This window comes from Nostoc sp. UCD121 (assembly GCF_014222285.1).
GTDB lineage: Bacteria > Cyanobacteriota > Cyanobacteriia > Cyanobacteriales > Nostocaceae > Nostoc.
The window spans coordinates 17,063-39,879 of sequence record NZ_JACKZS010000052.1; the positions used below are offsets into that span (position 1 = coordinate 17,063).

A 22,817-nucleotide genomic window follows, 5' to 3' on the forward strand; every position below is an offset into this window, starting at 1 on the left:
ACTTATTTACCCTCAAACAGGTAGGCTTTGCATAGCTTTCAGTAAATCTTGATGAACAGATTTTGAGGTAGCTATTATTAATCCAGGCAGACTATAGTTTTGACAAGTATGCAGTGGCGGTAAAGTCGAACCGTCAAGAGTAGTTACAATCCAACCAGCCTCTTTCACAATAAAAGCGAGTGCAGCAACATCAATAAATTTACCCGATTTAATCACTGCTCCACTCAAATCACCAGTGAGAATACCATTAAGATTAGGAATTTGAATATCACTAGAGTAATCAGTCGCTATATCGATTACTTGATATCGATCTTTTAGTAAATGTCCAATAGAATTCATTGCCCATCCCAACAAAATAGCAGGTTTGGCAGATGTTATATTTAATGGGGCACAGGCTTCTAGGCTCATCTCCAGAGTCCCTTTAAAAGCACCTTCACCTCGAAGGGCATAAAAATAAATGTTTTGGGCAGGAGAAATTGCGATTACGGCTTCAAAGTCATCTGAATTTAAAATACTGAGAATAATTTGGTAATTAGAATGTCCATCCATGTAAAACTTTGTACCATCGATTGGGTCGAGTGTGACTAAGTAATCACCTTCTGAACCGAGTTCGGTAGCACGAAAATACTTTGTGTTGTTAGAACTTGCATATTCTTCTCCATAAAAGCGAATATTTGGAAAAGTGCCCAGTAATACTACTTCTACTAGATTTTGAATAGCTACATCCGCATCAGTAAGTGCAGCACTAAAAAAGTTGTTTCCTTCTCCTTTGGCAGGAAGTGCAGCAATTTTTGGTTGAAGAAAATGGGCATAAGCTGCTGCTACTTTCAGATGGGGGAGTAAGGTTTCCAAAATTAGTCGAGTAGTTGGTGTTGTGGACATTGCAGCAAACTCCTTTCAGAAATAATCTACCGTTGGCAGAGCGATAGAATTCTATATCTAGACAAAATTACGGTATCATTGTGGTGCAATGATACCATAATCTTTACCAATCTACCGGACGTTCAAGGAACTACGGCACTGATTAAAGAAACTGCTAGTTAATGCCTATAAATGTAAAAGCTGTTGCTGCTTCAGCAGGATTTGTGGAATTGGGGGTGGCTGTTTCTTATCTAACTTCTGAAATTAACTCCAAAAGCTTCTGTCAACTTCTACTGAATTAGAAAAAGATGCGACTGATGATGATCTAAATACAACATTAACCAGTTTCTAATTATCCGAAATGGGTACAAGAATTATTGAATGCTATTAGCAAAGTCGTATTTGCCCCCACGTTCAAGAGCGCGTTTGTAAGCAGGCCGCGCATGAATGCGCTCGATAAATTGCTTAATTTTCGGTCGGCTTGAGATGAGTTCGGCTTCCATAGCGACTATTTCCAAAGGAAAGCTCATTTGGATATCGGCGGCGGTGAATTCTTCGCCTACAAACCATGTACTCTTACCAAGTTCACCTTCTATATAGTCAAAGTGAAGCTTAATCTGGGGTGCGATAAATCCTTCGTTTACGCTGTCTCCTACACCAAAACGGTTAAAGACGAGATTCATTACCAGAGGTGGCATTGCAGAGCCTTCGGTATAATGCAGCCAATAAGTGTAGCGCAGACGCTCTGGTGTACCAGATGGCGGGATTAGCTGACCATTACCGTAGCGCTCGACGATGTATTCAATGATAGCGCCCGACTCAGCTACAGTATTTTCTGCATCTGTGATTACTGGTGACTTGCCGAGGGGATGGACTTCACGCAGGGATGCCGGTGCCAGCATCGTCTTCTGGTCGCGTTCATAGAACTTAATTTCATAATCGATCCCTAATTCTTCAAGCAGCCATAGCACGCGCTGCGATCGCGAGTTGTTAAGATGATGGACAACGATCATAATAGCTACTTTTTTGCAATGGAGTTATTACTGACTTTTCATCATCTGAAACTACCATCAGCTGATTCATTCTTCATCTATCTAATGGTTTGTTTTGGGTTTTGCGTAGAGCTAAATCAAGCACTGATTTTTGGATTCGGAATTCTTCTTCAATTTCCTCCTACTGTGATTCAACAATTCGTGGGAGAAAATAACCACTACCTCTTGCTGTGATAATCAACTCTGGTAAGTTGGGGTCATCTTCTACCTTTGTCCGCAATCGGGAGATATGCACATCTACTACACGGGTGTCTAAATGAAGTCCTGGTACGCAACCCCACAATAGCTGCAACATTTCTAATCGGGAAAAAACTTTTCCAGAATTATTCACTAACAACTCTAGTAAGCTAAATTCCACACCCGTCAGGCGAATGCGCTGCTCATTTTTATAGACTTGCCGCTTATTTGTATCAATTTTGAGATTGCCCACATGAATTATCGTGGAATTAGGAGTGGTATTGACACTAGTTTTATGGGAGCATCGCCTTAGTATACAGGCAATCCGAGCTTCTAACTCCTTGGGAGAGAAAGGCTTTGTCATGTAGTCATCAGCACCTAACTCTAGCCCAGTAATTCTATCGGCTACGTTTCCCAAAGCTGTAAGCATAATAATTGGTACATCTGACTCTTTCCTCAATTCTTGGCATACACCGTAGCCATCGAGCTTTGGCATCATCACATCCAAGACTATTAAGTCAGGAGTGGATACACGAAAAGTTGACAAAGCTTCTTCACCATCGCTAGCTGTGACGACATCATAGCCAATCATGGAAAGACGCGTCTCTAAAATCCGACGTATGCTCGCTTCGTCATCTACTACCAGGATTTTTCCTTTATGACCTGACAAGTTTCTCAATGCTCCTTTACAGCGAGAACTCTTAACCCTCTATTATCAGGCTTGATTGAGTCTAAAACACAAAACGGCCTTGGACTTACTCTAAAGCAGTAGTGTAAATTGCTCAAAGCATTTGTGCAAAATTATGCTAATGCATCTGTACCAAAATAGAGATTTGCACTAAATTAAGAAATTCCTCAGCAGGGGACTCGTATTTTCCATAGATTTAGTGTATCTTGTTTATTCCGTGCAATTATTAACACTCATTTCACCCACGACTTTTTACAACTCTGTTGTCATCTGATTTTTTAGCTAATGGCTTTGATATTCAGTGAATGAAAACTTTTAATTAATAAATATGAAGATCATCAAAAAATCTGACACGCTGACCCTGAAAAAAATGATGGAAATCCAAGACGCTGAAGACCAAAATCTTCAAGCTGATACCGTCAATTTTTCAACCCCTGTGGTTGATGAGCAACCAGTAACGATTCCAGAACCGAGAGAACCTGACTACATTCCATTGCGCGATAATCCCATAGTCCAGTCTGTTGGCAATTCCGGCTGGCAAATTTCTGATATTTGGCGGGATATCCGCGTAGATGATTTTTGTAATTTTGGATAACTGCTATAAAGCTTTTAACGTGTCGGTAATTTGTCAACCTCAAGACTTTAAGGTAATTCCGAATTTATCCTTGATTTTGACTGGGATTGATTGGATCTATGGGTGGTTGATTGTTTTACAACTTTCAACCATCTTTAATCAAGTTAACTGTATTTCTGGTGTAATCGCTCGGCTCAAAGCTAGCAATTATTTACGGTATCCATTCAATACTGTTTATGGGTTGGGAATCTTGCACGTTATAAGACGGGCGAGATTTCTATTCTATTCCAAATAAAGGATTGTATATATATCACTCTTATTTCTCCGAATGAATCGGATGCGAGTTGCGATTTCAGATACCTCGCAATCCGACAATTTTCTATTTTCTCTGCTTAGAGTGATAGAGCGCTAATCACAATTAAACAACCACAAAATTATTTTTGCTTAGTGACAAACCAGCAGATAGTTGTGCAAATTGTACCTGAGTAAAGGCGATCGCACTACCATCTTGGTCAAAGAACAATGCACCTGTAACATCGTTGTAAATAAATCGTTCAGTGTTAGTGGTTGCAGATGCTCCGATTCTAAACTGACTTTGCTGAAGTACACCTGGTGATAATCCCCCACCAAAACCAGTAGCAGATACCCGAATCAGTTCATTAGTCAGATCGGAGTCATAAAATCTCTTGTCGAAGTCATAAAGTCTATCTATACCTTCATTGAAACTATTGAAAGTAAAGGTATCACTACCAATTCCTCCATAGAGAGTATCATTACCTTTACCACCTGTGAGGGTATCATTGCCACTAGTACCACTGAGGGTATCATTGCCATTGCTCCCCACAATCAAATCATCGTAGAATGTACCTGTGATATTTAATTGTTCGATATTCTTGTAACTAACCCCATCTGTCCCCGATGTAATTGAGCCAGTGTTAGTGATGGCATTGAATGTCGAAGTGATTTGCGAACCACCGATATTATCCACCCTCAAGAAATCATCACCTGCGCCCCCATCTATTGTGTCATTGCCAGCAATATACCCAACATAACTAACTTCACGATACCCGACAGTGAAAAAAGAGTTTCCTGTTATGCTATCATCCCCATTGCTCCCCACAATCAAGTCACTGTACGATGTACCTGTGATATTTAATCGCTCGATATTCTTGTAACTAAGCCGATTTGCCCCTTCCGTAATTGTTCCAGTGTTAGTAGTAGCATTGAATGCCGTTGTGATTCCCTCGGCACCAAAGTAGTAATCGACGGTCAACAAATCGTCACCTGTGCCCCCATCTACCGTATCATTGCCACCACTGCCTGGGTTGAGCGTATCGTTGCCATTTCTCCCCACAATCAAGTCACTGTAGGATGTACCTGTGATATTTAATCGTTCGATATTCTTGTAACTAAGCCGATTCGTGCCTGCCGTAATTGTTCCAATATTAGTAGTAGCATTGAATGCCGTTGTGATTCCCTCATTAAGACCGACATAAAAGGGGCTATATGATAATAAATCGTCACCTCTTCCCCCATCTACCGTATCATTGCCACTACTGCCTGGGTTGAGCGTATCGTTGCCACTGTTCCCTACAATCAAGTCATTGTAGGATGTACCTGTGATATTTAATCGTTCGATATGCTTGTAACTAACCCGATTTGTCCCTCCCGTAATTGTTCCAGTGTTAGTAGTAGCATTGAATGTCGTTGTGATTCCCTCGGTTTCATAGTAACTGACGAAGGTCAACAAATCGTCACCTCTTCCCCCATCTACCGTATCATTACCCCTATTGCCTGGGTTGAGCGTATCGCTGCCACTGCTCCCCACAATTAAGTCATTGTAGATTGTACCTGTGATATCTAATCGTTCAATATTTTTGTAACTAAGCCGATTCGTGCCTGCCGTAATCGAGCCACTGTTAGTAGTAGCATTGAATGTCGAAGTGATTCCCTGAGTTACATCGTAATAATTAGTGTCATAGGACAACGAATCGTTACCTGCGCCCCCATCTACCGTATCATTGCCACTGTAGTTTTTGGAGAACGTGTCGTTGCCGTCACCACCATTTAGCAGGTTATTTGCTTTTGAAAAGTAAATATTAAAGCGATCGTCACCTGCGCCACCATTGAGGGTATTATTGCCAGTTATGTAAGTGGGGGCAGGGTCATTGCGTTCCAAATAAAAGCCTCCAAAAGAGAGATTATCGTTACCATCACCCCCATCTAGCAGACGAACATCTGCTAAAGATAAAGAATCAAAATCCAATTTAGCACTTAAGAAATCGTCACCAGCACCACCAATGAGAAGATCGTTACCTACACCACCAATTAGAGTATCATCTCCTTCATTACCATTGAGGGAATCATTGCCCGTACCACCAATGAGAAGATCGTTACCTACACCACCAATTAGAGTATCATCTCCTTCATTACCATTGAGGGAATCATTGCCCGTACCACCAATGAGAAGATCGTTACCTACACCACCAATTAGAGTATCATTTCCTTCGCCACCCCGCAGCAAGTCGTTGCCACTCAAGCCATCGATTTTATCATTACCCCCTTGACCATTTACCACATCATCTGAATTGTCTAAACCTTTAATGTTGTTATTGAGGTCATTGAGGAAGGTAACAGTGTTTCTATTGAACAGACTAGTTTGAGTGGAATTAGCATCAAACACATCAAAACTGTCGGTAATATTAGTTTGCCCATCAAACAGGATATTACCAATCGCTGGTCTTGTACCAGAAGCTTTCAGGTTATCTAAGTTTTCTAATTTGAAGTTTTTGAGGATGACTTTTACGTCAGTCAGGCTTTCAAAGGTGATTTCCAGATTGTTACCTTTCTGGGTAAGCAGCAGATTTCGGGCAGTTAAGCCATAGCCTTGGAATTTTATGGTATCGACTTCGGCAATCACTCCTAATGTTGGGTTTGTGCCTTTACCTACGCCACCGAAATCGGTGATGATATCAGTGCTGTTACTCAAGTCACTGTATCTGTAATCATACTCGTAGACAAATTTATCCTTGCCACCGCCACCAGTTAGGGTGTCGTTGCCATTTTGAGATGTGATGGTATCATCCCCAGCTTTACCATTAATTGTGTCTTCAGTGTCGCTACCCAGTAGGGTATCATTACCGTTAGTTCCAATGATATTTGCCATTATTTTTTCCTACCTGAATCAATTTTTTCAGTAAATTAAGTTCTCAAGTTGCTGTTAATGCTGTTTGAAGGCAAAAAAATTGTCGAATGTTGATGTTTCTACATACTTTTATGTCACCCTTGAGGGTTACAAATTTTTCTTTCAAAATTACTCATTTGATTAGCTTGCAAGTGTTACTTATGCAACTTCGGGCTTTCTAAGTCTTAGCCTCTGTACAAATTTATGAGCATAAGGATTCACAAAAACAATTAGTTTCAGACTAGCTTGAAAAGAAGGAATACTTGGCAGGGTATAAGAGGAGGAATCTCTATGCCTTCGTTGTAGACTATTGCCGTAGATGTTTAGCTTGAAAACAGGAAATATGTAAATAACCTGATAATAAACACATACCGAATTTTTACTTAGATGTCTATATCTAAATGAATATCTTTGCATACCCTTCATATTATTTGCTTTTCGATCGCAAACTGTTCAATGTCAAAGGAGTTACGGAGAACCTGTTCATCTCCTATCGTTGTCACGCCACTACTGGATTTCAGAATAATTCCTCATGGTCTTGAAGTGAACCAAGGCTTATGCAAAACTTGAGATCCTTCGCTTCTAGCCTAATTTTAAGGAATTGATCAATGGCGCGTCTAGCCCTGCTGAGTGTATCTAACAAAACTGGTATAATTGACCTAGCCCGTAGCTTGGTTGAAGAATTTGACTTTGATTTAATCAGCAGTGGGGGAACAGCCCAAGCACTCAAAGATGCGGGACTGCCTGTCACCAAAGTTGCAGATTATACAGGTTCTCCAGAAATTTTAGGTGGTCGAGTCAAAACCCTACATCCCCGTATTCATGGTGGTATTTTGGCACGGCGAGATGTTCCCCAAGATATTACAGATTTAGAAAATAACCAAATTCGCCCGATTGATTTAGTGGTGGTGAATCTATATCCCTTTGAGGAAACGATCGCTAAACCAGGGGTAACATTATTAGAAGCTGTTGAACAAATTGATATCGGCGGGCCTGCTATGCTGCGGGCATCATCGAAAAACTTCGCTCATCTGGCTGTATTATGCGATCCGGCACAGTATGACGAGTATTTGGAGGAATTACGGCAAAATAACGGCGTAGCATCCCTAGAGTTTCGGCAAAAGGCGGCTTTAAAAGGATTTTCGCATACTGCTAGTTACGATCAAGCGATAGCGCAAGCGCTGACTTGTCAGTTCGCATCTTACCTCGCAGATGCACAGCAGTACACCCTTAGCGGTACACAATTGCAATCTCTGCGTTACGGCGAAAACCCTCATCAACCCGCCACCTGGTATCAAACTGGTAATACTCCAACGGGATGGGCAGCCGCAACCAAACTCCAAGGCAAAGAACTTAGTTACAATAACTTAGTTGATTTAGAAGCCGCACGCCGAATTATTGCTGAATTCACAGATACCCCAGCAGCAACGATTATCAAACATACAAATCCCTGTGGTACGGCATTGGGAAGTACTATTTTCGAAGCGTATCAAAAAGCTTTCAACGCTGATTCTACTTCTGCCTTTGGTGGGATTGTAGCACTCAACCGTCCCATTGATGCGGCTACGGCTAGCGAGTTAACTAAAACATTTTTAGAATGTGTGATTGCACCAAGTTGTGATGCAGAAGCTCAAGAAATCCTTGCTAAAAAATCCAACGTGCGGGTTTTGACTCTAGCTGATTTGAGTAGCGGCCCTAAGAATACAGTGAAAGCGATCGCAGGTGGTTTTCTTGTCCAAGCTAGCGATGATGTGATTGCTGATACTAGCCAATGGCAAGTAGTCACTGAACGTCAACCGACTGACAGCGAATTAGCCGAATTACTGTTTGCTTGGAAAGTTTGCAAACACGTGAAATCTAATGCCATTGTTGTAACTAGCGATCGCACTACACTAGGAGTAGGTGCTGGTCAAATGAACCGCGTCGGATCAGTTAAAATTGCCCTAGAACAAGCTGGAGAAAAAGCCAAAGGTGCAACTCTCGCCAGCGATGGATTTTTCCCCTTCGATGATTCTGTGAAAACAGCCGCAGCCGCAGGAATTACAGCCATTGTCCAACCAGGGGGAAGTCTGCGCGATAAAGATTCAATCAAGGCTGCTAACGAACTGGGTTTGCTGATGGTTTTAACTGGTGTACGTCACTTTTTACACTAAATTATTGCTTACCAGGTGTGCAGTTGAGAAAGTGTCATACAATATACTTTCTTTATAATTGAATTCGTGATATCTTGTACTTGTGTGTGAGGAGCAAGTTAAAAATAAAAAGCGTTTGGGGTGGAAACACGGCAACACTCCCAAGCGCTTTTTAATTGGTCAGAAATTGGATTGCTTGTGCAGTTTTAAAAATGTCACTCAATATACTTGCCATTAAATAGAAGTAGTGATATGGTTTATTTGTGTGTGAGGAGCAAGTTGAGAATAAAAAATGCCTGGGGTGGAAACACGGCAACACTCCCGGGCATTTTTTAATTTGCATATAAAAATTGGATCGTTGGTACAGTTTTAAAAGTGTCACTGACTTTAATCGCCTTTTCATTGAACCAGTGATAGTATTTAGCTGTGTGAGGAGCAAGTTAAAAATAAAAAGCGTTTGGGGTGGAAACACGGCAACACTCCCAGGCGCTTTTTAATTGGTATGTAAAAACGATCACTTGCAGATCCTCTGGAATTATAATCAGCTACAGTCCAAAATCCAGTAAACCTCACACCCAATCAGAAATTCAGGTGCAAATCAATCGGCTGGCTGAACAAATTCAATTCATCATCGAAATTGATCGATTGAAGCAGATAATGCGGCAAACCCTACTTATGGATGGGTCACGCCGAGAAAATAGTGCAGAACACTCTTGGCATTTAGCTGTAATGGCGATCGCCTTAGTAGATTATGCCCCAGAGGGTGTTGAGATATTCCATGCCATCAAAATGCTGCTAATCCACGATTTGGTAGAAATTGATGCAGGTGACACCTTTTGTTACGATGTGCAGGGTAATGACAGCAAAGCAGTAAGAGAAGCACAAGCAGCATTGCGTTTATTCGGACTTTTGCCAGCAGATCAAGCTAGCGAGTTGCGTTTACTCTGGGATGAGTTTGAAGCAGGAGAAACACCCACCGCCAAATTTGCCGCAGCCTTAGACCGTATACAACCTTTGCTGCATAATCAGCAAACTCAGGGCGGAACTTGGCGTATTCATGGCATTAGCCGCAATCAGGTGATGAAACGGGTTGCACCAGTAGAAACAGGTGCGCCGGAACTGTGGCCCTTTGTACTGCAATTGATTGATGATTGTGTGATAGCAGGATATCTTAAAGATGATGCTGCCCTAATTACTCAAGATTTACGCGCTGAAAATTATTAGCTTTTCCTAAGCCTAAATATATAAACCTCATCCATATTGAAACCAAAAGTTTTTTAAAAGATATATTTATTTATGTAAGTTGGGTGGAGTGAAACGCAACCCGACATTACCACCTTATTTATGTTGCAATACGCTTGGGTTAATGGCTACTGGCAAAAATTTTGGGTTTTCGAGACGCGATAAATCGCCGTCTCTACAAGTATTTTGGTCTTATCTAAACTGTATCGATTTATGTTGGGTTACGCTATCGCTGCACCCAACCTACAAAACTACGGTTCTCGAAGTAGACGAGAGTTTAAATTCTAAAATCGTTTCTTTAACCATTTCATCTATAGATATTAGGTTGCGGAGGTTAACTCACAACCTTTTACAATTACTCTCCATTTTGTTGCAGATTAAAGGCAGTTCTATATTTGCAAAAGAATCTGCACCAAATAGTTGATTAAATACTTCAAAGGTGGGTGACGAGGGAATCGAACCCGCAACCAATAGATTAAGAGTCTACTGCTCTACCGTTGAGCTAGTCACCCACACCAATAACCATCATAGCACAACTTCTGAGAATTTAGCTAGTGATACGCCCAAAAAACGAATTAAAGGGAGAATTTGATGGTGAAGGTGGTTTGACCGGCTCCACTCTCTACATCAATTGAGCCGCCTAAATGTCTGACCATTTTCTGCACTAATGCTAATTCCAGCCCAGTGCCGCTGTGTTTCCAAGGATCGTGTTTGGAAAGGTGATAAAAAGGCTCAAAAATGCGTGACAGTTCATTGCTGGTAAGCTCTAGTCCAGAATTGCTAATATTAAGCTCTACTGCATCCCCTCTTAAGTGGGTAGAGACTGTGACTGATTCACCTGCTGGGGTATATTTGCAGACATGGTTGAGTAGTTCGGTGATAATCCTCTCCATATCTGTGATATCTGTCTCTAAAGGCGGGAGTGCGCTATCGAGACTCAGTTTTAACTGCTGTCGTTGACAGTTGGTGAGGTCTCGAAAAGACTCGACAATGGGCTGAAGCCAGCTTTGTAAGTCAATGGCAATCAATGTTGGGGGTTCGGGTTCTGCTTCGAGATATGTGAGTTTGAGTAGATCGTTAATTAACTTGCTTTCTCGCGCACACTCGTTATGCAGAATCTGCAAGAGTTGTGGAACTATTTCTATCTCTAATATTTCTGCTGGTGTTAAGACACTTTCGAGGGTTTGGACTGCAAGGCTGATGCTAGTTATTGGTGTTCGCAGTTCTTGAGAGAGATTTCGGAGAAATTGATTTTTGAGCCGATCGCAATTTTCTAATTCTTTTACCTGTGTCTGGGTTTGTTGGTAAAGTTGGGCTTGCCGAATTGCGATCGCACATTCATTGGCAACCTGCTGCACTAACTCAATTTCAAATTCATCAAATGCCTCTTGTGATGGTCTTGTCAACCAAAGATTTCCCAAAATCCCTTGAGTATCAAAAATTGGACAAGCCATCTGGGACATAACTAACAACTTTGGTTGCCATCCAGGGGCAACTTCCAAAAATTGCAAGGGTTGTTTTTGCAATAAGGGTTGATAAACTTCCAGACGGTCTGTAATCTGTCTAGTCAGTTCTTGACACTGCGGTAGGTTGATGCTGTACTCGTAGGCAATAGTTACCAGGGTTTGACAGGGGCTATAGAGTTCAATTTGGCAACGTTCTAGGTTCAGTAACTCTGTTAATTCCTGAGTGACAGTCTGCAACACCTGAGCTTCATCAAGACGATCGCGGATTTGTTCTGTCATCCGGCGTACCAAGGCTTGAAAGTTTCGTACCTGCTGCAACTGATTTTTGTGCTTCTGTTTTTGCAACTCTATTTCGGTTTTGAGATCCTTGAACTGCTGACGAAGTTCTGCTTGTTGCACAGCAATGCCGATTTGAGTTGCCAGCTGTTTGAGTAAGCCAGTTTCTGCTTGCTGCCATTGACGCGATTCCTGGCAATGATGGGCAATCAATAGCCCCCACATATTTTGCTCTTGGAAAATCGGCACGACTACATTGGCTCTAATCTGCAAAGATGCCAGGAAATCTATATGGTAAGGATGCAAGTCTGCTGCATAAATATCCTCAATAACTTGAATGCAACCTTGCCCGTAGTTTTCTGGATTGCCACTAAAGCAGGGATCGATGATGTTTTTTCCCAATAGTGAATCGCTTGCAGCGACGCTTGCGGCAACAATTACCCCACTGCCATCAGCCTGGAAGCGATAAACTAGAATGCGATCGCAATTCAAAAATTGCCGCAGTTCAATTGTTGTCTGATGCAGAATTGTCTCTAATTCTACAGATTGGTGAATTCGTTCGGCGATCGCTTCTAGCAATTGCTCCCGTTCAACCTGGAGTCCGACTGCTTCTTGCGCTTGCTTCACAGGGGTGATATTGCTACTAGTACCAATCAGTCGATAAATCCGGGAGTTAGTATCCCTTAGTGGCGTGAGAGTTGTACTCCACCAAGTAGTAACCCCCTGGAATTTCAAACATTGTTCGTAAGAAATAGTTTTACCAAATAGCACACAGTCAGCATAGTGCTGACGCACCCTTGCAGCATCGATGGGGGAGAGAATATCCTCTGGTTTTTTGCCTCGGAGATCGTCTGAGCGAATACCTATCCATCGCTCATGAGTGGGATTAAGTGCCACATACTGAAAATCTCCATCCTCTAGAACATCTACTACAAATATTGATGCCTGCACAGAATCGTACATGCTCAGTAGAAATTGCTCACTACTATTTTTCTCCTCTACTTCCGTGCCAAAGATAATTTGAGGGGGCGATAATTTTGTCAACTCCATAGTTGATTCTGCTGGATTTTTATTCATGCGAGAGTCCCTTTCTGTATTACTGACTCTTCTAGGCGCTCTCTTATCGTTATGCTTGTAGTAGATGCACTTTAGCGCCTATAGCAAAGTATTGTCAGCTGTTGCTCATCGAAATTTAAATCTTTCTCTACTTCTGGTCAGAAATCTAGGAAAGCTAATAGAAGTCAGCTTAACAAATCCTGCTTTTTGAAGGCGAAAATACATTTGCAGTTGAGGGCAAATCTAATGATTTTTTGAACAGTTTTCCAAGATCTTTGCATATACTTAGGTACAATTATCATACTATATCAATTAATTTTACAATTCTTAATAAATTTCTGGGGCAAGGCTGGGTAATGGGAACTCACGACCGCAATTTATGAGCGTTCATTCCGGTGAGGATACCAACTAGCAGCCAAGTGATAGCTAACCCTATAACTTCGCCTAAGAATAGTTGCGTTAAGTCGTGCAAAATCATCCCCACGGTAGAACCCACGGGCACAGCAACAGCCCAACTTACCGAAGAGACAAATATCCATCGCCACGCCACAGGCTGGGGAATTGCTAACCATTGTGTCAAACCAATTCCCAAGCCGCCAAGTGCCCCATAAATCGCTCCCGACAAGATTCTCAAAGGAAGAATCTGAATGTTGGGTACAATCCAACCTACCGCACCAATACCGATCGCAGTGATGATACTCCAACCCAAAAGACTTGACAAAATCCACCTGATGCAAAATACAGGGTCTTTGAGAAGACAACCTTGAGGAAGTGCGATCGCAAATCCGCCGATAGCTGCTTCTAGCACCCCAACATCTGCCTGATCGCCAACTTCAATAAAAAGTAAACTCAATAAAAAACCGCCACAAGTAGCGAGAGTCCACAGCAGTGTAAAGCTAAATCTAGTATTTTCTGGCGCGAATGACATTAAGGGGAATTGGGAATGGGGAATTGGAGCAGAGTAGAAAATGACAAATGACAAATGACAAATGACAATATCAAAGTTTTTTTGGTTTGAATTGTCTGACAGTTCTAGCATTAAACATCTCAAAAAAAGCTTTGCGTCGCTGTTGGGGCGATTCCGGTACAATGTAACCCCAGAGACTCTCCCAGTAGAAAAAGGATATACCACTAAAATTGCGATCGCGTACTGCTTGAACCTGTTCTCTAACTTGTGCCATTTTTACAGGATTACGCACCGTTCCCGTTGATATACCAATTTGTACAGGAATTAGACTTTGAGCCAATTTTACAGATGGTTGTTCTAATTGAGCGATAAAAGAGCTTTTATCATTTCGATAAACTTGCAAAATTAACTCATTAACTAAACCTTTTTTTACCCAATTCTCCCAGTCTTGCAAATAGTATTTGTAGGCAAAAGCTTGATAATTTGGAGATAGGGATATTTTGACTTTGGGTTTCACAGCCTTCACAGCTTGATAGAGTTCTGCCATGAAATCAGTAATTTTGTCTGCTCGCCAACGCATCCATTCTGAGTTAAAAGGGTCTATGGGAGGACTTTTACCTTTGTGTTCTTGCTGGTAGAGTTCAATCGTGAAGCGATCGTAGCCAAACTGTACTGGCATCCCAAAATGATCGTCAATCTGAATACCATCCACATCATAATCCCTGACTACTTCCAAAATTAGCCCTCGGATAAACTCTTGCACTTGCGGATGTAAGGGATTCAACCAAGCCAGCTTACTTACTAAACTATTATCAATTTCTTCTGGTGGTGCATCTTGGATAGACTTTATACCTTCTTGCCCAATTGTTAACCAGTCGGGATAACGCCTTGCTAATTGTGAATAATGCGGTGTCATAAACCCATATTCAAACCAGGGAATGACTCTCAAATTTTTCTTTTTGGCAAGTGTCACTATCTTTGTTAAAACATCCTGTCCACCGTGCATGAAATTGAGAAAAGGTTGAGTATCTGAGCCTGTAGTCATTTCAGCTACAGCACTTTTATAAAAAGTATGTCCTCGGTTCCAAACTACAGGATAAATTGTATTAAAATTGAGGGACGATAATTGGTTTATAGCCCGATTAATACCCCAAGGGACAAATAGTACACCACTAGCAACATTAGTGAGCCAAACGCCGCGAATTTCTGTAGGTAAAGGAATTACTTTTTGGGAATAAACTGGGAGTGAAGAAACTGAAGAGAATGAAAAAACTGTTAAAGTGGCTACTAATCCCAAACACATTAAGTAAGAAACACAACGGCGAGCAACCCGGTTCATTTGTAAGCGTGACCTAGTGCGATCGGAATATATATAACTACAAAATAAAGTTGTAATCCTCCGGATGATGTAAAGAAATGATGATTAATAACTCAGAATTCAGAATGGGCTAAACGCCCCGCTAGCGCTAACAAGAGTCAGAATAGTTGAAAGCATACGGAGCCAGTTTTGGTTATGAATATACTTAACGATACCAAAACCTAATAAATTAGAATTCCAAATTCTAATTCTAAACTCCTAACTTCTAATTCCTAACCCCTGACTCCTGACTCCTGAATTCTTTTTTATTAAAATCTTTCCACACCTTCAAATTGCTTGACAGCATACGCATTTGCTGCTTCACCACAAGTTCGTGGTGTGGGGAATATCTTTTCAGGATTTGCTAAACCTTTAGGATTAAAAACTTGCCGTACCCATTGCATAGTTTCTAAATCCACTTGGCTAAACATCTGTGGCATATAGCACCTTTTCTCCGCACCAATGCCATGTTCACCAGAAATACTACCACCAACTTGAACACAAAGTTTAAGAATTTTTCCACCCATTTCTTCTACTTGTTCCAATGCTCCAGGCACAGAATTATCATAAAGAATTAATGGATGAAGATTGCCATCACCAGCATGAAATACATTAGCAACACGATAACCATATTGTTCACTTAATGCCTCAATTTCATGAAGAACATAAGGCAACTGAGTCCGGGGAATTACACCATCTTGCACATAATAATCTGGGCTTAAATGCCCAGCCGCAGCAAAAGCAGCTTTACGTCCTTTCCATAATTTCAATCTGGTTTCTGGGTCACTAGCAGAAGTGACATTTCGCGCCCCATTCTTTTTACATATTTCAGTTACTCGCTGCTTATTTCCTGCAACTTCTACTTCTAAACCGTCAATTTCGATTAGCAAAATAGCAGTAGCATCGCGGGGATAACAATTTGTGGCGACAACATCTTCAACTGCATTGATGCTGAAGTTATCCATCATTTCCATACCGCCAGGAATAATTCCAGCGCTGATGATATCAGAAACAGTTGCTCCAGCAGCTTCAATACTGGTAAAATCTGCCAACAACACGCAAATTGATTCTGCACTTTTGAGAATTCGCAAAGTAATTTCTGTGGCAATTCCTAAAGTGCCTTCAGAACCAACAAACACACCTGTTAAATCATAACCAGGCATTTCCGGGATTTGTCCACCTAAATCGACAATTTCCCCTTCTGGCGTGACAATTTTTAATCCTAAAACGTGGTTAGTGGTGACACCATATTTAAGACAATGTACGCCACCAGAGTTTTCAGCAATATTCCCCCCAATAGAGCAGATAATTTGGCTAGATGGGTCAGGAGCGTAGTAAAAACCAGCACCACTAACGGCTTGTGTTACCCAACTATTAATTACGCCTGGTTGAACAATTGTGCGTTGATTTTCCAAATCAATGCTGATGATTTGCCGCATTAAAGAAGTGACAATCAAAACAGAGTCTTCCACTGGTAAAGCACCGCCAGATAGACCAGTGCCAGAACCGCGTGCGATGAAGGGGATAGAATACTGATTGCATATCTTTACCACTTGTGCAACTTGTTCTGTTGTTCTAGGTAATACCACTACAGCCGGTCGTTGGCGATAGCCAGTTAAACCATCACATTCATAAGTAATAAGTTCTTCACGGCGTTGCACTACACCATTTTTGCCAAGGACAACCTCGAATGCTTTGATAATAGGTTTCCAGTCGTGTTGTTTTTTATCTTGGGTCAGCATAGTTTTTAAAGTTAACTATAGTAACTTAGAGTTTAAAACAATACACCAGGTTTTTGAGGGATTTGCCAATAGTTTTGAGCGGTTAACAACGTTTTAACCATTGCGGCGTTCTTTCTGACTTTACCGCTCTAGAATTTACTGAGCTTATTTGCTCCATTTGAAAAACCTGATATTATCCATTCGTTACGACAGGTTGTCTCTTTGTCACAACTGCTTATGTATTAGTTGAAAGAACTTAAGTAAAACTTATTAATGATTCCCCACTCATGATGTCAAAGTAGTGGTTTTAGATATGCCAAGTTTATAAATATATGTTCAAATAGTTGAAATCAGTTTGAAAATAGCAAAGATTGACCATTCTTGCTCTATGGCATTGCTATATCTAGAAAAAATTAAAGATTTTATATCTACCTTAAGAAACAAAAATACAATTTGGTTTTATGTCTTCAGGTTTATGAAATCATGACAAACAATGCCTATAGTTGGGTCTTAGGTAGTCACATACCTAATTTCGTAAGTGAGGCTAACAATCATGTCATATCAAATCAACACATCTGAGTTGTTTGTTGAGTTATTTAATGAACAACAAGAGCTACTCGCTGGAGGTGTAGACTCTCAGAGAAATCAGAGCAATTTCGCTAGAAGACTTACAAGGTTAGACGGAACGAGCCGATCTGGGCCTAATGGCAGCGAAGCTAACAGTAAAGGATCAAATGACGGTACTCAGACATCAGCATCACAGGGCCTACAATTAGGTGGTGCTGCTGTTATACCTGCACTTGCATTACCTCCTTTATTACCAGGTCTGTTTACTGCTTAGATCGACTATTTACACAGGTAATTTTAAAAGATCAGCTATTACATCATCAGAAGGATTTAGCGAATTTAGGCAGAGAAAAAAGAGAAAGCAAAAATAAAACGTCAAAAATATTTTCCGTATTTTTTGGCTTTTAATTGTTGGCTTGTCTGACTTTTATTAGTTTAAATCTGCAACTTTGAATTGAGTAGCTGATTATCATAGAGACTACCTGTCTACTTTCACTACACAGCACCACCAATTTTATCATTGTGGTGGTGCTGGATAATCTGGAAATTTTGAGTTTTCCCTACTTAGCCGATAGATATTGTACATCTTCATCATCTATCAAAATCCTCGGCGAAAAGAGTATTAACGAAAAAGTTGTGAGTTAAGGTTTTCAAGCATCTAAGAGTGAATCTATTTTTTGCAACACTTGTTTTTTTACTATCTTTATTACCTGACCATAAATCCAAATAAGTAATTTCAATACTTGCCTGTTATTTGACCCTGCACAGAAGCCGAACGTCCAGATTCAGGATGTAGGCTTGTAGTTAAGATTGTTTTGTTTATAAATAAAAAAGGGGGACAGAGGAGTTTATTGTAACTCGCTCAACGTAAGTGAGGACTTTGAGGGAGTTTGAGCGTTCTCCTCTGTATTCTTTACCGCGTTGCCCGCGTTTGAATCCTGAGAAAGATAAATTCGCTTATCTTGTCGCGCATATCTTTCTCTTCCCCTTTTACTTATTATAGACAATCGTAAAACATTATGCTGGGAATTTTTAGGAGTATATGTTACTTTCTCATTCTTGAATTTGGCAAACACTCCTGATGATAGCCCATTTCACATTGTGATTAACTTACAAGCCGAATCTGTGATTAGCTATTTGATTAATCTTGGCAAAAATAACATAGAATTTAATTCTTATTATGCCCTGTGGCATATTACCAAAGATATATATTTTTTTGTGGAATCTGATTTGCAATCAAGTTATGCAAGATAATCAGCTTTGCAGCAAAAGAATTGGGGTTGATATTAGATAAATCTGAGCTTTTGATGTATACATTTCAAAAAATTATGTAATATGGCGAACTTCTTAGTCTGCGAGGAAAACTATTTTGGAAATAGGTTTAATGAACCCAATCCAGAACAACTCCATGTAGTTGATGTTAGCGAGTTTCTCCCCCATCTCAGCAAATGGACTAACATTGGCGGGGGAGTTTTAGTTACTACCTTTGTGGCTGCGATCGCTCTTACATCTATTCTCAGTTACAATGTCACGGTCAAAGTTCCTGCAAGTATTCGACCTGTAGGAGAACTACGGGTTGTTCAGTCTGCTATGGCTGGAACCGTTCAAAACATTGATATTCAAGAAAATCAGGTGGTGACTCAGGGACAAGCGATTGCTCAAATTGATAATTCCCGCCTTCAGACTCAAAAGAGTCAACTAGAAAATAGTATTCAGCAAGGTAAATTACAACAAAGTCAAATTAATGCTCAACTGCGTGAAATCGATGCTCAGATTGCAGCCCAGACAAACTTAACCAACCGCACGATTATTGCTGCACAAGCTGAATTAAATGGGACACAACGCAACTATCAAGATCAGCAAATTAAAGCTGCGGCTGATATGACACAAGCACAAGCAGCTTTAATCTTAGCCAAGGTACAACGCGATCGCTTACTACGGGAAAAAGTTTTAAGGGCAACTGTACAAGAAGCAGAAGCAGCTTTGCAAGTAGCCAAGGTGCAACGTGACCGATTGCAGCCGATAGTCGCATCGGGATCGGTTTCTCGCAATCTGTTTGAGGAAAAAGAACAAGCAGTTATATCTGCTCAGGCGAAGCTAGAAGAAGCTAAAGTTAGTGCTAAAAATCTTTTGGAGGACAAAGAACAAGCCCTAAATATCGCACAGACGAATTTAGAAAAAGCTAAAACCGCAATTAATGCCAGTAATGCGGCTGTAATAGTGGCATCTGAACGGATTAAGCAGGAACAGGCTAGAGGTGAGGCTACTTTAGCCGCTTTGAAAAAAGAACGAGAAACTTTACTCCAGCAGCGCCTTGAACTCCAAAAGCAACTCGCTAGTAGCAGCAAAGATTTGCAACAGGTTCAAACCGACTTGAATTTGAGTGTGATTCGATCGCCAATCGCCGGAACATTGCTGCAATTGAATCTTCGCAACCCAGGACAAGTAGTGCAACCAAGTGAAGCGATCGCTCAGATTGCTCCTCTTAACGCTTCTTTAGTAGTTAAAGCTCGTGTGCCGGCTCAAGATATTGACAAGGTAAAAGCAGGCCAAAAAGTTCAGATGCAAGTTTCTGCTTGTCCCTATCCAGACTATGGCACTCTCAAAGGAACCGTCAAAACAGTTGCACCAGATACTTTACCTGTAAAAAGCAATGTGAATTCAGGTGTAGCCCAAGCCCAGGTAGTTGCTTATGAAGTAACTATTGAGCCACAAACTTCATATTTGAGTAGAAGCGATCGCCAGTGTCATTTGAAAGCGGGTATGGAAGGTAGGGCTGATATAATTTCCCGTCGAGAAACGGTGCTTCAGTTCATTCTCCGCAAAGCCAGATTCATCACAAATTTTTAATCACTAATTCAATAGGTCTGTAACCATGTTCGATCTATTCAAATTCCATAAATACCAGTGTGTTTTGCAGTTGAGTGAAGAAGACTGTGGGGCCGCCAGCCTTGCTTCAATTTGCAAACATCACGGACGTTTTTTAAGCATAAATCGCAGTCGAGATGCCGTTGGAACTGGACAGCTAGGAACAACTTTGCTAGGTTTAAAGCGCGGATCTGAGACTCTCGGTTTTAATGCCAGGGCAGTGAAAGCTTCACCTGCGATCGTGGATAGAATCACAGAAATCAATCTACCAGCAATTATTCATTGGCGGGGTTATCATTGGGTTGTTTTATACACCAAGCGCGGCAATAAGTACGTCATTGCCGATCCAGCTGTGGGTATCCGTTATGTTAACCGAGAAGAGTTAACAGAAGCTTGGAATGGCGTGATGCTCTTACTAGAGCCAGATCCAGTCCGCTTTTTTGAGCAGCCCACAGAAGAAGCAAAAGGTGGCTTAAGTCGCTTTTTAGTACGCATCTTGCCTTATCGTGGACTGCTAACTCAAGTTTTAACAATCAACATTGTCTTAGGTCTGTTGGCTCTAGGTACTCCCGTCTTGATCCAACTGCTTACAGACGATGTACTTGTGCGTGGAGATACCCAGTTACTCACTGTTGTGATCTCAGCCGTTGTAGTTATGAGCTTATTCGGCAGTACTTTGCAACTATTGCAAGCGATTATGATTGCTCATTTTGGGCAGCGACTGCAATTAGGATTAGTCTTGGAATTTGGGCGAAAAATTCTCCAATTGCCTTTAAATTACTACGAAGCCCGTCGTAGTGGTGAAATCACTAGCCGTCTGCGAGATATCAACGACATCAACCAGTTGGTATCACAGATTGTAGTTCTTTTACCTAGCCAGTTTTTTGTTGCTGTGGTTTCTTTTGGCGTGATGCTGTTTTACAGTTGGAAACTGACAATGGCAGTCATCGTTTTTGCTGGGTTAATTACCCTCTCTACCCTACCTTTTTTACCCATCCTCCAACAAAAAACCCGCAGTCTCTTAGTTTTAGGAACGGAAAACCAAGGTGTTTTGGTGGAAACATTTAAGGGCGCACAGGTAATCAAAACTACAAATGCCGCTCCGCAATTTTGGGATGAATTTCAAAGCCGCTTTGGCCGCCTTGCTAACTTGACTTTTAGCACCATCCAAATCGGTATTATCAACGGTACTATTAGCAAACTTATAGCTACCGTTGGTGGTGTGATTTTGCTTGGTTTAGGAAGTATCTTGGTGATTAATAGGGAATTAAGCATTGGTCAAATGCTAGCTTTTAACGCCTTACAGTTCAACGTTCTGGCTTTAATTAACTCAGTGGTTGGCTTAGTAGATGAATATTTTCGCTCTCAAACAGCAATTTCTCGCCTTCTGGAAGTTATCGATGCAACACCGGAAGTAGTCGGAGGTAGCCAAAAACCGGTTGTTCAAATTTCTAGTGATGCAGACATTCGCTGTTCCCATGTCCAATTTCACCACCCTGGCAGAGTTGATTTATTAGAAGATTTTTCTCTCAAACTTCCTGGAGGCAAAGCGATCGCTTTGATTGGTAAGTCAGGTTGTGGTAAAAGTACTTTAGCGAAAGTGATTGCAGGCTTATATCAGCCTAACTCTGGCAATATCCGCATTGGTTTCTATAACATCAACGATCTTTCCCTGGATTGTTTGCGACAACAAGTAGTCTATGTACCCCAAGAACCTCATTTTTGGAGTCGCTCAATTTTAGAAAACTTCCGTTTAGGAACACCTTACATTTCCTTTGAGGAAATTGTCAAAGCTTGCCAAATAGCGGATGCAGATGAGTTTATCAGCCAACTTCCGAATCAGTATCAAACTGTTTTAGGGGAATTTGGGGCAAATATCTCTGGTGGACAAAGACAACGATTAGCGATCGCTAGAGGCATCCTTACCAATCCACCTGTACTGATTTTAGATGAAGCAACCGCTGGACTCGATCCAGTCAGCGAATCTCATGTACTAGACAGGCTTTTGCAATACCGAGAAGGCAAAACTACTATTTTGATTACCCATCGTCCCAGCGTAATTAATCGAGCCGATTGGATTGTACTACTAGATAAAGGTCAGGTGCAAATACAAGGTGATCTTGAGACCTTTCTCTCTCAGCAAGGAGAGCATTTAAAGTTTTTATCAATGTAAAAAATAGTCTTTGTATGAGCAAATAAAACTATGTCTGAAAATACCAAATTCCACAATCCTGAATGGCTCAGTGATTTATCTGAAGAAGAACAGGAAAACCTAGCTGCTGGGCAAATCGCAAATATACCTGGTGGAAGTAATTTTTTTATCCAGCAAACTAATATCAAAAGTGCGGCAGACAATACATTAAATCTTGTAAGTGGTGATGTTTCTTCACAAAAAACTAGATATAGTTTGTCACAATTTACTATCGGGTCTTCCATAACATTTGGCTTACCAAACTTTAGTTTAGGAGGTGATAAATTGAAAAATTTAATTGCCAATCTATTGAATAGTGTTTTTTCATAAAAATTAGCTTCAACAAAGGCAGTTAAATAGGCGTAGATGGACAATTAATAGTGCCTCTACGTTTCTCAATAAAACTTATTCTACTCAAGTTTTAACTTACTAAATTAGGATGAAGCTTGAGTAATTTTCCATAAGCTAATATAGCTTCGGAGATTAATTATCTAATAT

16 protein-coding genes and 1 tRNA gene are annotated in these 22,817 nt (G+C 40.9%); 8 read left to right on the forward strand and 9 right to left on the reverse strand.

The window, feature by feature from the left end; all coding sequences use genetic code 11:
* Positions 1-12: 12 nt before the first annotated feature.
* From GNF10_RS13605 to rpaB, 3 genes are all read right to left on the reverse strand, one after another.
* Entirely contained in the window at positions 13-882 is an 870-nt protein-coding gene (locus tag GNF10_RS13605) for an inositol monophosphatase family protein (RefSeq protein WP_185582227.1), read from the reverse strand.
* Positions 883-1,235: 353 nt separating this feature from the next.
* Complete coding sequence (locus GNF10_RS13610) at positions 1,236-1,874, reverse strand: glutathione S-transferase family protein (protein ID WP_185582226.1); 639 nt, start codon at positions 1,872-1,874, stop codon at positions 1,236-1,238.
* 160 nt (positions 1,875-2,034) lie between these two features.
* A complete protein-coding gene (gene rpaB / locus GNF10_RS13615) occupies positions 2,035-2,760 on the reverse strand; it encodes a response regulator transcription factor RpaB (protein WP_185582229.1) in 726 nt (241 codons plus the stop codon).
* Between the two features lie 346 nt (positions 2,761-3,106).
* Between rpaB and GNF10_RS13620 the strand changes: the two genes are divergently transcribed.
* Positions 3,107-3,373, forward strand: coding sequence for a hypothetical protein (locus tag GNF10_RS13620; protein WP_185582225.1), 267 nt, complete (start codon positions 3,107-3,109; stop codon positions 3,371-3,373).
* 397 nt (positions 3,374-3,770) lie between these two features.
* Here GNF10_RS13620 and GNF10_RS13625 read toward each other — a convergent pair whose 3' ends face one another.
* Positions 3,771-6,518, reverse strand: a complete 2,748-nt coding sequence (locus GNF10_RS13625) for a calcium-binding protein (protein WP_185607170.1) — start codon at positions 6,516-6,518, stop codon at positions 3,771-3,773.
* Positions 6,519-7,144: 626 nt separating this feature from the next.
* On the opposite strand from GNF10_RS13625, the gene purH reads away from it, so the two are divergent.
* The 3 genes from purH (at position 7,145) to GNF10_RS13640 (ending at position 10,334) form a co-directional block, all read left to right on the forward strand.
* A complete protein-coding gene (gene purH, locus GNF10_RS13630) occupies positions 7,145-8,689 on the forward strand; it encodes a bifunctional phosphoribosylaminoimidazolecarboxamide formyltransferase/IMP cyclohydrolase (RefSeq protein WP_185582222.1) in 1,545 nt (514 codons plus the stop codon).
* Positions 8,690-9,259: 570 nt separating this feature from the next.
* The gene (locus tag GNF10_RS13635; protein WP_185582221.1) at positions 9,260-9,892 is read left to right on the forward strand and encodes an HD family hydrolase; all 633 of its coding nucleotides are present in this window, start codon (positions 9,260-9,262) and stop codon (positions 9,890-9,892) included.
* Positions 9,893-9,980: 88 nt separating this feature from the next.
* On the forward strand, positions 9,981-10,334 hold the full coding sequence (locus GNF10_RS13640; protein WP_185607171.1) for a hypothetical protein: 354 nt from the start codon (positions 9,981-9,983) through the stop codon (positions 10,332-10,334).
* Positions 10,335-10,350: 16 nt separating this feature from the next.
* Here the strand turns inward: GNF10_RS13640 and GNF10_RS13645 are convergent.
* The 5 genes from GNF10_RS13645 to glcD form a co-directional block, all read right to left on the reverse strand.
* Positions 10,351-10,422 (reverse strand) — tRNA-Lys (locus GNF10_RS13645).
* Between the two features lie 63 nt (positions 10,423-10,485).
* Positions 10,486-12,729 (reverse strand): GAF domain-containing protein, encoded by a 2,244-nt coding sequence (locus tag GNF10_RS13650; protein WP_185582220.1) that lies wholly within the window; start codon positions 12,727-12,729, stop codon positions 10,486-10,488.
* A 343-nt stretch (positions 12,730-13,072) separates the two neighbouring features.
* Positions 13,073-13,636 carry a hypothetical protein gene (locus tag GNF10_RS13655; protein WP_185582219.1) on the reverse strand — a complete coding sequence of 188 codons (564 nt, stop codon included), beginning with the start codon at positions 13,634-13,636 and terminating at the stop codon, positions 13,073-13,075.
* A 70-nt stretch (positions 13,637-13,706) separates the two neighbouring features.
* Entirely contained in the window at positions 13,707-14,954 is a 1,248-nt protein-coding gene (locus GNF10_RS13660) for a glycoside hydrolase family 10 protein (RefSeq protein ID WP_185582218.1), read from the reverse strand.
* A 287-nt stretch (positions 14,955-15,241) separates the two neighbouring features.
* Positions 15,242-16,714 carry a glycolate oxidase subunit GlcD gene (gene glcD / locus GNF10_RS13665; RefSeq protein WP_185582217.1) on the reverse strand — a complete coding sequence of 491 codons (1,473 nt, stop codon included), beginning with the start codon at positions 16,712-16,714 and terminating at the stop codon, positions 15,242-15,244.
* 532 nt (positions 16,715-17,246) lie between these two features.
* Between glcD and GNF10_RS13670 the strand changes: the two genes are divergently transcribed.
* The 4 genes from GNF10_RS13670 to GNF10_RS13685 all read left to right on the forward strand — a co-directional run bounded on the left by GNF10_RS13670 (position 17,247) and on the right by GNF10_RS13685 (position 22,649).
* Positions 17,247-17,534: a CTB family bacteriocin gene (locus tag GNF10_RS13670; RefSeq protein ID WP_185586201.1), complete on the forward strand. Its 288-nt coding sequence runs from the start codon at positions 17,247-17,249 to the stop codon at positions 17,532-17,534.
* Positions 17,535-18,595: 1,061 nt separating this feature from the next.
* Positions 18,596-20,110: an HlyD family secretion protein gene (locus GNF10_RS13675; RefSeq protein WP_185586202.1), complete on the forward strand. Its 1,515-nt coding sequence runs from the start codon at positions 18,596-18,598 to the stop codon at positions 20,108-20,110.
* Between the two features lie 25 nt (positions 20,111-20,135).
* The gene (locus tag GNF10_RS13680) at positions 20,136-22,301 is read left to right on the forward strand and encodes a peptidase domain-containing ABC transporter (protein WP_185586203.1); all 2,166 of its coding nucleotides are present in this window, start codon (positions 20,136-20,138) and stop codon (positions 22,299-22,301) included.
* Positions 22,302-22,331: 30 nt separating this feature from the next.
* On the forward strand, positions 22,332-22,649 hold the full coding sequence (locus GNF10_RS13685) for a hypothetical protein (protein WP_185586204.1): 318 nt from the start codon (positions 22,332-22,334) through the stop codon (positions 22,647-22,649).
* Positions 22,650-22,817: the final 168 nt, after the last annotated feature.

Excerpts from the sequence above, each read along its gene's own strand:
- GNF10_RS13605 (WP_185582227.1), bottom strand. The coding sequence starts at position 882 with ATGTCCACAACACCAACTACTCGACTAATTTTGGAAACCTTACTCCCC.
- GNF10_RS13610 (WP_185582226.1), bottom strand. The coding sequence starts at position 1,874 with ATGATCGTTGTCCATCATCTTAACAACTCGCGATCGCAGCGCGTGCTA.
- GNF10_RS13620 (WP_185582225.1), top strand. The coding sequence starts at position 3,107 with ATGAAGATCATCAAAAAATCTGACACGCTGACCCTGAAAAAAATGATG.
- GNF10_RS13625 (WP_185607170.1), bottom strand. The coding sequence starts at position 6,518 with ATGGCAAATATCATTGGAACTAACGGTAATGATACCCTACTGGGTAGC.
- purH (WP_185582222.1), top strand. The coding sequence starts at position 7,145 with ATGGCGCGTCTAGCCCTGCTGAGTGTATCTAACAAAACTGGTATAATT.
- GNF10_RS13650 (WP_185582220.1), bottom strand. The coding sequence starts at position 12,729 with ATGAATAAAAATCCAGCAGAATCAACTATGGAGTTGACAAAATTATCG.
- GNF10_RS13655 (WP_185582219.1), bottom strand. The coding sequence starts at position 13,636 with ATGTCATTCGCGCCAGAAAATACTAGATTTAGCTTTACACTGCTGTGG.
- GNF10_RS13660 (WP_185582218.1), bottom strand. The coding sequence starts at position 14,954 with ATGAACCGGGTTGCTCGCCGTTGTGTTTCTTACTTAATGTGTTTGGGA.
- glcD (WP_185582217.1), bottom strand. The coding sequence starts at position 16,714 with ATGCTGACCCAAGATAAAAAACAACACGACTGGAAACCTATTATCAAA.
- GNF10_RS13670 (WP_185586201.1), top strand. The coding sequence starts at position 17,247 with ATGTCATATCAAATCAACACATCTGAGTTGTTTGTTGAGTTATTTAAT.
- GNF10_RS13675 (WP_185586202.1), top strand. The coding sequence starts at position 18,596 with ATGGCGAACTTCTTAGTCTGCGAGGAAAACTATTTTGGAAATAGGTTT.
- GNF10_RS13680 (WP_185586203.1), top strand. The coding sequence starts at position 20,136 with ATGTTCGATCTATTCAAATTCCATAAATACCAGTGTGTTTTGCAGTTG.
- GNF10_RS13685 (WP_185586204.1), top strand. The coding sequence starts at position 22,332 with ATGTCTGAAAATACCAAATTCCACAATCCTGAATGGCTCAGTGATTTA.